Source organism: Microbacterium pollutisoli, from assembly GCF_053586795.1.
Genome location: NZ_JBNYWT010000005.1, coordinates 132,877 through 145,304 on the forward strand (window position 1 = coordinate 132,877; position 12,428 = coordinate 145,304).

Here is a 12,428-nt window from a genome sequence, read left to right on the forward strand (position 1 = left end):
GCGGAGTTTGCAGAGGTCCACTCGCAGACTCTCTTCGCTCAGCGCAGACGCGAGCTTCGCTTCGACAACCAGACTGTTGTTCCGCTGCTTACCGCGCTCATGCACGATGATGTCAGGGAACACTCCACCGCGACGGCGCTCCTGCTTTTCGTCAAAGCTCTGACAGTTGCGTTGCAACCTCTTGACCCGATCCTCGGCTCCTGGCGTGCCTACCCTGTTGTACTCGCAGTCGACACTGCGCGGGTAGTCGGCAGGCAGGAGCTCCTGCTCCAGATAGAGCGCCAGCCGATGGCAGAGAGCCCGTTCGCTCGCCTGGTGTTCGAGCAGCAGTCCGTCCTGCGCAACGAAGGTGCTGGCCGCTCGCAGGAGCGCGCCAATTTCCTCGGAGTCGGAGTCGGAGTCTTCGGTGACCTCAACGAAGCCCCGAGAGCGGAGATCGCCAGTCGCACCCTCGTACATCAGAACGGCTCCCTACCGCGCGCCCACCAGTCGTCCCAGGAGAGGTTCTGGGAGACGACATCGAAGTCGGTGAGCCAGGCTGGTTCAACGCCCTCGAAGGCGTTGTCGATGTAGCGCACCTCGTCGTGCGGCGCGCCGTTGGCGCTGACGCGCACGAGCGCGAGTCGGTGGTCGGGTGCGGCGTTGAGCGCGGTGAGCACTTCGGTGCGGGTAATGGTGAAGGTGTCGGATCCTTCGATGCGGGCCTTGACTTCGATACGAATGCTCGCGCCCTCGGTGGGCTGGGAGAGCACGTCGAAGCCGGGGTTGTTGTGCGCTTGTTCCTCGGGGTTGCGGCCGAGTGCTTGCTCGGCGGCGAGCACGGCGTCGACGCCGCGGCGTTCGACCTCTGCTCGCGCCGCGGCACTGACCGTGACGTCACCCGGCGCCCCGGCATCGATGACGGTCGGCATGACGAGGGCGCTGGCGGTGATGCGCGGGGTCACGGGTGACATGGCGAGTTGGCGGTCGATGAGCGCGAGCCGGGTCTCGCGGCGCTGTTCCAGTTCTTCGGCGCGGCGGCGCAGGGTTTCGGCGGAGTAGCGGACTTTCTTGCCTGCGGCCGCATCCGCGTCGGTCTTCAGCGCCTCGGTGTAGAGGCGGTTGACCTCGCGGGTCAGGCGGGTGGCAACGCGCTCGCGGACGCGCTCGTACTCCTGCGTGCGGCGCGTCGTCACGTCGGTGGCGAACACCGGGAGCTGTTCGGCGATCACCCAGGAGACGGCATCCTTTTCGCGCTGCGTGAGCCACGGCAGGCTCGTGCCCGTCGCGCGCTGCGGCTCGTCGGCGGGTGCGTAGTCGAGGTATGGTGCGGGGCCGGCGTCGCGTACGATGCCGTCGGCGCCGACGACGGAGTAGCCGAAGCGCTTGCTGACGGTCTGTCCGGTGGAGTCGCGCACTTCGTTGAGCACGCCGACGAGCAGGGTCGGCTCGGTCACCGCGTCGGAGGTGAGCACGGTGCCGCGGTCGAGCACCGGTCCGTACTGGTCGATGACGAGCTGGAGTGCGGCGTCGTGCAGTGGGTGGCCGGGTGCGAGCAGTTCGGCGCGGGGCGTGCCCTGCACGTCGATGGTGGCCGCATCGAAGGTGATGCGCTCGTAGCGGCGGGCGACGGGTGCGCGCCCCGCGCGTTCCCGGATGCTCGCGGGGACGTGGGTGATCTCGTAGCGGCCCTTCTCGCGCCGCTCGATGCGCCCGCCCGCGCGGTCGAAGGCTTCGAGGAAGGCGTCGCGGATGAAGTGGGGCTGGAGGCGCTTGGCCTTCGCGTCCTCCATCTGGCGGCGCAGCTCCTCCAGGTCGGTGGGCGCGAGGGCTTCGCTGGCGAGGGCCTCGTCGTCGAGCAGTTCCTGGAGCCCGGCGGAAACGCCCTCGTCGATGACCTCCCACATCTTGGCTTTCACGTCGGGCTGCTCGCCGTAGCGGATCGCATCGCGCAACACCCGCGTCAGCGACAGGTCGCCGAGGGAGGTGCCGAGCACGTTGAAGATCTCGCCGTCGTAGGCGGCGCGCTGTTCCTCGATCTTGTCGAGCAGGCGGATGAACACCTCGCCCTCGCGGGTGTCCTCCGCGACGAGGTTCCACAGCCGGCACACCTCGGTCTGTCCGATGCGGTGAATGCGGCCGAACCGCTGCTCGATGCGGTTCGGGTTCCACGGCAGATCGTAGTTGACCATCAGATGCGCGGCCTGGAGGTTCAGGCCCTCCCCCGCGGCGTCCGTGGCGATGAGGATCTGCACCTCGGGGTTCGAGGTGAACTCGGCCGTGATGCGGCGTCGCTCATAGCGCGGAACTCCACCGTGGATCGAGACGACGGCCTCGCGCTTGCCGAGGAGCTGGGTGATGCGCCGTTCCAGGTAGTTCAGCGTGTCGCGATGCTCGGTGAAGACGATGAGCTTGCGCGGCTTGCCGTCGGGCGTCGTGAGCACCTGGCTCTCGATCACGCCGCGCAGCTCGCGCCACTTCACGTCCTGCTGCGAGTCCAGCAGCCTGCGGGCATGCTCGGTGAGCCGCCGCAGGTCGGCGATCTCGGTCTCCAGCTCGGCCGCGGTGCGGGCGGCGGTCGCCGCGTCGACGAGTTCCTCTTCAGCTTCCTCCAGCTCCGCGGCATCCAGCTCGTCCGTGTCGTAGTAGCCACTGTCAGAATCGTCACCGAGTAGCGAGGCGGGGGCGTCGCGCGGCGGGGCGTCGAGGATGCCGTCGAGCAGGTCGGCGCGGGTGCGCTCCAACCGGTCGGTGCGGCGTCGCAGCGACTGGAAGATCGCCTCCGGGCTCGACGCGAGACGCCGCTGGAGCACCGTGAGCGCGAAGCCGACCGTGTTCTTCCGCTTGCCCTCCAGACGGTCGGCGAGGTTCATCCCGTTGCGGACGTACTCCGTGACCTCCTCGTAGAGGAACTGCTCATCCGGCGACAGGCGGTAAGAGGCGGTCTCCGCGATCCGCTCCGGGAACAGCGGACGCCCCTCGAAGGTGACAAGCTTCTCCTTCACCATGCGCCGCATCAGCCCATCGGCCGTGCCGGTCTGAGCGTGCCGGTCGCCGGGACCGACGAAGCGGTCACGGTCGAGGAGTGAGAGGAAGGTCTGGAAGTCCTCTTCCTTGCCGTTGTGCGGGGTCGCCGTCATCAGCAGGAAGTGGCGGGCGCGCTCGCTCAGCAGCTCGCCGAGCTGGAACCGCTTCGACGCCTTCAGCTCGCCGCTGAACCACGACGCGCTCATCCGGTGCGCCTCATCCACGACCACGAGGTCGAACTCTGCCTGCTCCACCTGCTCCAGCAGTACCTCGTTGCGCGCGAGCTGATCCATCCGTGCGATGAGCAGCCGCTTCTGCTCGAACACGTTCTTGCTCGCAGTCGTGTCCTCGGCGCCGGGCGCGAGGATCTCAAACTCCAAGCCGAACTTGAGCGCCAGCTCGTCTTGCCACTGTTCGACCAGCCCGCCCGGCGCGACAACCAGACATGTCCGTACGTCATCGCGGAGGATCAGCTCCTTGATGTAGAGCCCCGCCATGATCGTTTTGCCCGCCCCGGGGTCATCGGCCAGCAGGAACCGCAGCGGGGCACGCGGCAGCAGCTCCCCGTACACGGCGCGGATCTGGTGCGGCAGCGGCTGCACGTCGCTGGTGGCGACGGCCAACATCGGGTCGTGAAGTCCCGCGAGCATGATGCGCTGGGCCTCGGCGGCCAGCCGGAAGTCGCGGGGGTCACCGTCGAAGGGTCGCCCACCGCCGAGGTGACGCTCGACCCGTTCCTCGTCGGCGCGGTAGAGCACGATCTGCCCCAGGCCGCCGTTCTCGTCCCGATACGTGACCTCGACCGCATTGGCCCCGTGCATCCACGCCGCGAGCACTTCGACGGGTCGACCCGGCACGATGCCGGCGAGGCGTTGCGACGCGGCAATGTCTTCGAGACGCACGTTAGTCCTTCCCCAGGAGATGTGATGAGCGTAGCGAACAGGACCGACGGCCCCACGCTTGCGCCACGCGACAATGCCCACCAGGAGCGGTCCGTGCGCGACAACGATGTCGGGGGCGGATCCTAATATCCCCGCATGCGGCACGCTACCCAGAACGCGGCGTTCACCGGACAACCGGAGGTACGGCAGGTGTTCGCCCGTACCTCCAGCGGCGCGATCGAGTACATGCCGGACGGGAACGCGCAAGCCTTCAAAGATCGTCGCGCGGCCGGAGAGACGTTCTCCTGTCTTGTACCCGGATGCGATTGCCCTGTGTTGACCGTTGTCGACCGGAAGAGTAGACGGGATGGTTTCGCGCACCACTCGGGCGGTGGTCACCCAGGAATGGGACTGGCCCACCTTCAGGCGCAGCTGCTCGTGCAACGGTGGGTTCGAACACGTTATCCCTCACTGCAGGTGGAACTCGAGATGACGACCGAAGATCGGAGCCGACGCGCCGATGTCATGGTCATCTCACCCGCTTCGGGCGCGCGGATCGCTTTCGAGATCCAGTACGCCGGAATGACACCGGAAGAGTGGGAGACCCGTCACCTGTCCTACCAGCAACAAGGGATCGTCGACATCTGGTTGTGGGGATACGGCGGCGAACACGCACGCCCCACCACCAGCGGATCGAATCGCATCAACGGCAGCACAACGCTCCGGGCGGTGACTGCGCACGGATCAACCATCCTGTTCATCGACCCCGAGTGGGAACACATCGGCTACGTTTCCCACCTGCCCGAGCCGTTCGCGGCGCCCGACGTGCGCGCGCTGTGCCCGGACGGCTACGGACAATTCCATACCGAGCCGATGGACGCATTCCGTCTCAACGCCGACCGTCAACTGACCTCCACCAACCTCGAGGAGCTTGTGCGTGGCGCAGAACTGATCCGCATAGCACGCGAGAAGCAAGAGCGAGAATGGGCACGCGCACGCGCGACCGAACAGGCCCAGAAAGCTCAGAAAGAGCAGGCGAAGACGCGATTCCTGGAACGCGTCGGCGCGAAAGCCGCGGATTCGGAACGTCGGTGGACGGGGTCTTCGGACCACCGGGAGATACTCGCCTTGTTCGGGATCGTTCCGCAGGTCCTTCAGCACGAGCCCGTCAGCGGGAATACACCGATCCGTCTCCCCGTCGCTCCCATGGTTTGGCAAGGACGGCTCTACCTACGACACATCCACAAGCAACCTGTCGGGCGCCGGTTGAGTATCCGCAGAATGTCCTCAGAGCTTGAGCACATGGACCCGGACATTCGATTCGCCGAAGAAGCAGTTCGCAGTTGGCTCGGTGCCTTGGAGACCAGAGGCGTCGTCGCGAGAGTTCCCACGACGCACCGTTATGACCGGTGGCCGAAGTTCACCGTCGCCGCCGCACTCACCACGGGAGAGGTGACGAGCAACGGACTGTGACCCGTCTGCGGATGACTGATCATGGTCCCACCGACCGCGAACACTCGATACGGGAGCGTCGGGATAGGTCGAAGACTGTCTGCTCCGCTTGTTCTGCCTCGCCGGCTCAGATCGGTCGCGTTCATGGTGTGCGAGTCGTTACGCCGGTCGTTCCCGATTGGGCGCGGGGGATGTCGGATCACGCGCATGCGCTCGCGTGGGCGCGCGGTAGGCGGCGAGGATCTGAGCGATCGCGTCGGCTGGGAGATTTTGCGAGTCGGGAAGCTTCGAAAGGTAGTCGGTGAGCGGGTTCGGCGACTGTTGTCGGACATACCGCTCGATCATCCAGATCTCATAGTGGGACAGGTCCAGCTCGGTGCGCAGTCGCCGACGTACCGGGATCCACGCCCGGTACGCAGCCTCGCTGCCCCAGCCGGTGCGGCGCCGCTGGGCGCCCTCCCGGTCCCGGTCCCGCCGACGCTGCCGACGCAGTTCCTCGTGACCGGCCGGGCTCGACGCCAACTCCAGCCACTGCTCCATCTCCCTCACATCCGCTGGGATGATCCCGGAGCACCCGTTGATCCGCTGCAGTCGCGTGAGCGCCCGATCTATCGGTCGACGGCGGGCATCGAAACCCGGCCACGGGACGTTGTCATCGACCCACAGCACGGGCCTCGATGGGAAATCTCGGGCGAGGATGCGTGCTTTCCATTCCGGTGACTCTTCCGACCGGCGCACGCCCCCTTGCACCGCCACCGGCAGCGGGGGGAGCCCAAGGACCGGAGCGAAGTAGGTATTCGCCCAGCCTTGCCAGGTGGTTGCCCACCTCACATCGACCCCACGTGCGACAAGATCACGCACCCAGTCCGCACCCGTGCGCGAGAACCAGTGCACGTCCGTCCAGACTCCGTCCTCGTCCCATGGAGGCTGCCCATGCAGATACTTCGGGAAACTGCCCTGGTGCATCGTGATTTCCTCCCCGAACACCGCGGCCGTGCCCGCCCCGTACTCCCCCACAGAGCGGGCGCCCACGCGCAGCACACCATCCACGTCGATGGCCACCACCGGCTTGAACCTCATCTCGACCCACCGACGGGTGAAGGCGACACGACCAGGCGATGCGCGGCCACCGTAAGCACAACGTCTGGCAGATCGAGGCGTTCGGCGAGGTCCAGCACAGTCAGCGGCATCACGGCTCCCATCGACGTCGAGTCATGGTTCGGCACGGCACCACGCATGCACCCTCACCACGGTGACGCTAACAACGCTGATTTCGTGGGGTCGCATCAACTGCGAGCGACGGTCCCTGCTTCGTCAAGAAGTGGCGCGCCACCGCCGATCCGGCTGCAACCAGGCGCGCGTGGGATGCGAAGCACGCACAAAGGTTAAGGAGCGAGAGTGCGAACGGACACCTGCCGACGCTGCAGGTGTGGGTGACGGGCAGGCCGCGAAGGGCCCGCTGCGCCGGCGAGAATCGCCGCGCGATGTCGCTCGGCTCTGTCATGATCTACTCCATGGGCAATCAAGCGCCGGCCGGGTGGTACCCGGATGGGCAGGGGAATGAACGATTCTGGGACGGGGTCGCGTGGACGGAGGACGTGCGGAAGCCACAGCCAACGCCAGACCTAGCAACACCGAAACGTGATGGCGTGTTCTCAAAGGTGAGCGCCAAAGTCACGAATGCAGCCGCAGAAAGACAAGCTGCAAGGTCCGAGGCAAACCGTCAACATGAAGAGGCACGGACAGCCGCAGGCGCCCTCGCGACCAGCGCTGTTTTCGCTGGCAACACTGTTGAGATCTATCAGGGCGGCTACGTGCGCATTGCGCCCCGGGTCACGTCAAACACGCCATTCGAACAGCTTCGGGGCATCGGGTACGAACCACCCAAGGGCGAGGACACCAACAAGGCGAATGCTGCCATCTCCGGAGTCACAGGCCTGCTTCGCGGCGGTGTCGGCGCACTCGCGAACACGTCCGCCGTCACGGGGCTCGTGACCAGCGGTCTTCAAGAGCTCGCTGCCGCATCACTCCGAAAGTCCGTGCTGACCATCACCACCGACAAGACGATCCACACCCTCGCGGATGAAGGCGGACCCGGGAAATCCACAGTTGGTCACGCGTTGGCTGCCGCGGGCCGGGCGGTCATCGTGGTAGACAACCCGGAGTATCACGATCTGCTCACCCGCGGCGAGTTTGGGGACTGCACGGTCGAGATCTACCAGGATGGTTTCGTGCGCGTTGCCGCTGACATCGTCAACAGCACCCCCTACGAGAAACTCCGTTCGATCAAGTTCACGCGCGCGGAACCGAGCAAGTCACTCGGGGTGCCGCCCGCTGTCGTGAATGCGTCCGCGCTCGCGTCGGGATTGATGAAGGGAAAGGTTGCCGGCCTCGTGTCGGAGGGCATTCGCAAGGTCGGCGGCGGAGCCGAACTAGCCAAGTCGAACCTGACGATCGTCACGGACGCACAAATCCACTCTCTCGTCGAAGGCAGTAGCGTGAGGTCCGATGATGTCGGCGCGGCTCTCGAAGACGCAGGAAATTCGGTCCTCGGGGCGGCGAGTGCTAAGGCGACAGAGCCGACACCTCCGACCTCGAACGGGACCGTGGGTGAGAAATTGCGCGAACTTGCCGCACTCCACCAGGACGGCATCCTCTCAGATGACGAGTTCGCCGCTGCGAAAGCAACGTTGCTCGGCGCTCTCTGACACCTGCTCGTTGGGCCCGCGTCCGCCGCGAGCGCAACCATCGACGCCGGGGGCGAAGACAAATCGACTTCGCCTGCTGGCGCCGTTCCGGCCGATCCGGTACCGCTGGCTGCCACCGAACTGATTGGCGAGCGCGCGCTGACACGTCCTGGTCTCCGCGCAGTTCCACCCCGACCTACGTGCAACGATCGCCAGTGACGACATCGAGGTGACGCACTGCTCGATGTTCCAGGCATCGCGATGGCTGTAAGCGAGTGCAGCTGGCGCGCGAGGGACGCGCCAGCACAGCGGGTTTGATGATCGTTGGGTGTCGGGGTACCCGGCTACGGTGAATGTCATGGCCAGAGGCGGGGTTGAACCGAATCCAGAGGACGAAGCAGCACCTGGTGAGTCTCAGGGTTTCGCGCACACGAACGGTTTCAACTCGTCGCTATTGTCGGACCGGTTCGATTACGACGGGTTCGATGAGGAAGGCCGTTACCACTTCGCGGACCGTTTCGTGCTCGCCGAGTCCTGGCGAATCGCCGCTGAGGTCGTGAGTCGACATCCGGAACTGCGCATTTCCCGTGTCGAGGACGGCGACCAAAATGCTCTGCTTCTCCTGCACAGAGGCGCTACCGGGTGGCGTGCGCAGTTCGACCTGTTCAGCGGTATCGGCTACGAACATGGCGGGGAGTACCGCCGCCACAGCTGGCTCACTGTGTTCTCGCAGCATGATCCACTGGCAGTCATCAAGAGGCTGCAGGTAGCTTCAGGCTTGCGAATCATCCCCGCCAAGCGCGGGGAGACCGGGCACAGCAGTGCCTACCAGGCGATCGCATCGATTCTCGGCCTGCACGTGAGTTCGAGATCTACTTGGCAGGCCATACCTGTTCGGTTGTTCGACGGGCAAGACGTGAAATCCGACACGGCGGCACTCAGCGAATTCCCTAGCGCAATGCACGCGGCCGATGACTACATCGCCGCCGCTGTGCACGACTTCCAGAGCAGTAGCGATGACCTCGTCGTGTATTGGCACGAACCACTGTGGTTCCTTTACGAGGGCTTCCAGGTACGGGCCATCGTCGACGAGGCAGGATGGGTGCACGTCACGGGCGGGGCTTCACCAATCGACATCCGCGCCACGCACGCCGCGTGTGGTCCCTCCTGGTCACTCACGGCCGCGCACATCTACGAAATCATCGATTCCCCAGCCACCGACGCCCAGAGCGGGCAGAGCCCTCGAGGGAGATTGTGAGATGCCTCTGATCGCGATCCACCAAGTCCGGAGGACGAAGGGTGCGCCTCCGGAACCCGTGGGAGCCTGGTGGATTGACGGCGCAGCGGGCACCCCGTACTACCCACCAGAGCACCAGAAGTACCTCAAGCGCGGCGAGAAGGCGTTGCTGGAACGCCCAATCGCGTCTCTTGAGGACTGGATACACTTCCTCGCGCACAAGTCCCGGAGCTGGCGAATCCACAAGCCCGTCAGCGAGCCGCTCTTCGAAGAGCCCATGCCTGACGCCCTCGCGGCGTACATCAAAGCGCAACGAGCTTTCCATGAGTACGCCATGTCGCTGCACGAGAAGAAAACCGTGACTCGCGCCGCTGGCGCTGAAGCTGTGCGCGACGCCGACCACGCTCCAAGCGCGGGTTGGGGTGCTACGCGCATCGCGCTCGCACAGTCGTGGTGGATCGCATCGGAACTCGTCCGACGGCACCCCCGCCTCATTGCATACGAGATGCACCCTGGCGGAGGACAGTACGACGTGCTGTGCGTCACCGACCCCGACTCGCTCTCGCCTCACGCAGCAGCGAAACCCCTACCGCGCGTCATGCTCAACCGAACCGGCACACTCCAGGTCCATGGGGGCGCCGATTCAGGGATCGTCGTGACCTGGAATCAGGTGCTCGAATCGCCCACGCCACACAGCATCGTCAAGGATCTCGAACGGCACGCAGGATGGCCACCACCGCGGAGCTCTCCAGCCACAACGAAGAGGACCCTCGCCTACCGCCTCTTTGCGTCCGTGCTGAATATCACCCTCAACAATCGGTCCTTATGGGACGTGAGAAGCGAGTTCGTCGACAGTTCCGGAGACGAAGACCATCGCGCCGGCTATCTTGCCGCTTTCCCGGCAGCCCTCGAGTCCGCAAGAGACATTCAACCTCTTGGGATCTACGGTGAGCCGGAAAGCCACTTCTGGGCACTCCGCCGCGGCACGGAGACAATCGCGATGGTTTCGATCGAAGGTCAGGCGTACTTCGCCGATGGCAAGCAGACCGATCTCATGGACTTGTACAAGAAGCACAATCGCCGCATCGCCCCTATGACGGTCGCATTACTCAAGAACTGGCTCTGATTCCGCCGCTTGACGAGCGTCACCAACAACGGTTCTGCCTGGGTACCCTTTCGCCCGTACCGGGTTCGACCCATCCGCTTGGAACTTCGTCGGTCCCACGCAAGCCTGGTCGCGTCTCCATAGGAACGACCACGAACTGCTGCCAAATCGCCGAAGCTAAGCGCGCCACCTCCGGCGAACTCACACCGACCAGCGCCTCGAGCGGTCCGACGACCTATCGTGTCGACCCCTCGCCCGCACCGGCATCCCCCGCGGTGCCGGCCACGTTGTTCAGGTGTCAAACGGCCCTGATCGCCGTCGGCTTAGTACTCAGCCGAGATCGCGGATGCCACGCCAACGCCTAGCTTGCTCCGCCGTTATCCCCACGTAGAGCTGGTCGTACATGCCGAGGTTCCGGCCAGAAACTCCAACGAGGGGCCACACCGGACGCCCGTCCGACTTCGACCCATTGGCCCAGCGAGGCACATCGGGATAGTGCTTGTCGAGATGGGCTCCGATCTTGCGACACGCCGATCGCCACTCGTCAACGCTCATTCCCGTTCGCTGAGCGACGTCGGTAGTCGAGATAAGCGGAAAGTCGGGCGTCTCCTCCCGAACCACCACACAAAGGTCCATCACCTGCGTGAATCGTTTGGTCGTGACGGTGGAAGCCTCGGCAAGGCGCCGCAGGGCTTCATCAGGCCAGTCCTCGTGCTTCTCGAAGGCGTTTCTGACCACTGCCGCTCGCTTGAGTTCATCGCTGCGCAGTTCTTCAACCGTCGGCGCAGCCGATTCCCCTCTCTGCGTCTGCCGGAGGTCCACCATGCGCTTGAGCTCGTCATAGTCCTCGGCTGGCACCGCCATCAACATCCAAGTCGTCGCCATTGCGCTCGCTCTCCTCGCTCTTAGCTGGCCATGTGGGCATTCGGTTACCCACAAAGTGATGCTACCCATTATCCAAATATGTTGCAATCCAGAACCCGTGCGCCTATGCTCTGCTCAAGACGCCGGCCAAGTCACCGTTAGGAAAACCGCGAGGAGCGACCTTCCAGTTATGGATCCTGAGGACCTTCGCGGTCCGGACGTCCCCGGCCGCCAAGACTTGCTCGGATGGAAGTTCCGCGACAAGTACTGGAACGACGACACGTCTAGCGTGGTCGCTTGGGCGAGCGCGTTCGGGTGCGTATTCCACGAACAGCGCTGTTCACACACCCCACAGACTGAGCAGCCCACGGCGCTGTGTCGAATGGACCGTGTCCGCGAGGTGTTCGCGACCGAACGGCTGAAGGGCACCGTGCGCTACTTCGGATTCTGCGGCCACTGCCTCGCCGAACGCGTCGCCAACTACGGCTGGCAACCCAGCAGCAGCGATCTCGCCCAGTTGAACAACATGACCGAGCGTCTCAACGACGTCCGGATTCTCCGCGAGTCCCCGATCACGTGGAGCGAACTCATCACCAGAATGAAGCGCTACGGCAGCGGCGACCTCACCAAAAAGGAGCTGAAGCGACTCCTCGAGTACTACCGACACAACCGCGGCGACGAGGAAGAGGACCTGACACGTCTCGTCATCCTCTGATGCCCACGAGAATTCGTGATTGGCGGGGTGTTGGAGTCCGCAAAGGCGCGAAAGCTACCAGCGGCGGCAGTTGACCTCCGTCAGACGGAAGGCATCCGCCCCGTCGGTGAGGGTGGTCAGCTCGAAGGCGACTGTCTCCCCGCACGAATCGTCGGGGTGATCTCGTCCTTGCAGTCGATTGCGGTCCCTTCGTTCATGACGTCTGCCTTGAGGTACGCGCCACCCGGGCATCCGCTGGACATCGCTTCTGATCATGTCGAACCGTTGCAAACACCTCTGTATCGACACAGGAGCATGACGCGGTTTCCCGGACGGCGCCCGGCATCGAGCCGGGATTTCGGGGCGGTGTGGAAGGCTTCGAGGTCGGCTGGGCTGAGATCGCCGAGCCTGGGCCGTCGCCGACGGGGTTGTGGAACACCCCTAGATCCACTCGGACCCTGCCGACGCGACGAGAGTCAGCCATGGCCCTCAGCATTCCCTT

8 protein-coding genes are annotated in these 12,428 nt (G+C 64.8%); 5 read left to right on the top strand and 3 right to left on the bottom strand.

Annotated elements, in window-relative coordinates:
* Positions 1 to 458: 458 nt before the first annotated feature.
* On the bottom strand, positions 459 to 3,908 hold the full coding sequence (locus ACQ143_RS12200) for a helicase-related protein (protein WP_449570970.1): 3,450 nt from the start codon (positions 3,906 to 3,908) through the stop codon (positions 459 to 461).
* 135 nt (positions 3,909 to 4,043) lie between these two features.
* On the opposite strand from ACQ143_RS12200, the gene ACQ143_RS12205 reads away from it, so the two are divergent.
* Positions 4,044 to 5,360, top strand: a complete 1,317-nt coding sequence (locus ACQ143_RS12205; RefSeq protein WP_449570971.1) for a competence protein CoiA family protein — start codon at positions 4,044 to 4,046, stop codon at positions 5,358 to 5,360.
* Positions 5,361 to 5,498: 138 nt separating this feature from the next.
* Here ACQ143_RS12205 and ACQ143_RS12210 read toward each other — a convergent pair whose 3' ends face one another.
* Entirely contained in the window at positions 5,499 to 6,404 is a 906-nt protein-coding gene (locus ACQ143_RS12210; RefSeq protein WP_449570972.1) for a hypothetical protein, read from the bottom strand.
* A gap of 437 nt (positions 6,405 to 6,841) precedes the next feature.
* On the opposite strand from ACQ143_RS12210, the gene ACQ143_RS12215 reads away from it, so the two are divergent.
* From ACQ143_RS12215 to ACQ143_RS12225, 3 genes are all read left to right on the top strand, one after another.
* Entirely contained in the window at positions 6,842 to 8,047 is a 1,206-nt protein-coding gene (locus tag ACQ143_RS12215) for a DUF2510 domain-containing protein (RefSeq protein WP_449570973.1), read from the top strand.
* 337 nt (positions 8,048 to 8,384) lie between these two features.
* Complete coding sequence (locus ACQ143_RS12220) at positions 8,385 to 9,284, top strand: TY-Chap2 family putative peptide chaperone (protein ID WP_449571116.1); 900 nt, start codon at positions 8,385 to 8,387, stop codon at positions 9,282 to 9,284.
* A gap of 1 nt (position 9,285) precedes the next feature.
* The gene (locus tag ACQ143_RS12225) at positions 9,286 to 10,389 is read left to right on the top strand and encodes a TY-Chap2 family putative peptide chaperone (protein WP_449570974.1); all 1,104 of its coding nucleotides are present in this window, start codon (positions 9,286 to 9,288) and stop codon (positions 10,387 to 10,389) included.
* A 309-nt stretch (positions 10,390 to 10,698) separates the two neighbouring features.
* Here the strand turns inward: ACQ143_RS12225 and ACQ143_RS12230 are convergent, their stop codons facing one another.
* Positions 10,699 to 11,253, bottom strand: a complete 555-nt coding sequence (locus ACQ143_RS12230) for a hypothetical protein (RefSeq protein WP_449570975.1) — start codon at positions 11,251 to 11,253, stop codon at positions 10,699 to 10,701.
* Positions 11,254 to 11,422: 169 nt separating this feature from the next.
* Here ACQ143_RS12230 and ACQ143_RS12235 point away from each other — a divergent pair, with 169 nt between their 5' ends.
* On the top strand, positions 11,423 to 11,947 hold the full coding sequence (locus ACQ143_RS12235) for a hypothetical protein (protein WP_449570976.1): 525 nt from the start codon (positions 11,423 to 11,425) through the stop codon (positions 11,945 to 11,947).
* The last annotated feature ends 481 nt before the right edge of the window (positions 11,948 to 12,428 follow it).

Bases quoted from the DNA above. Each gene is read 5' to 3' on its own strand.
- ACQ143_RS12205 (WP_449570971.1), top strand. From the start codon at position 4,044: ATGCGGCACGCTACCCAGAACGCGGCGTTCACCGGACAACCGGAGGTA.
- ACQ143_RS12215 (WP_449570973.1), top strand. From the start codon at position 6,842: ATGATCTACTCCATGGGCAATCAAGCGCCGGCCGGGTGGTACCCGGAT.
- ACQ143_RS12220 (WP_449571116.1), top strand. From the start codon at position 8,385: ATGGCCAGAGGCGGGGTTGAACCGAATCCAGAGGACGAAGCAGCACCT.
- ACQ143_RS12225 (WP_449570974.1), top strand. From the start codon at position 9,286: ATGCCTCTGATCGCGATCCACCAAGTCCGGAGGACGAAGGGTGCGCCT.
- ACQ143_RS12230 (WP_449570975.1), bottom strand. From the start codon at position 11,253: ATGGCGACGACTTGGATGTTGATGGCGGTGCCAGCCGAGGACTATGAC.
- ACQ143_RS12235 (WP_449570976.1), top strand. From the start codon at position 11,423: ATGGATCCTGAGGACCTTCGCGGTCCGGACGTCCCCGGCCGCCAAGAC.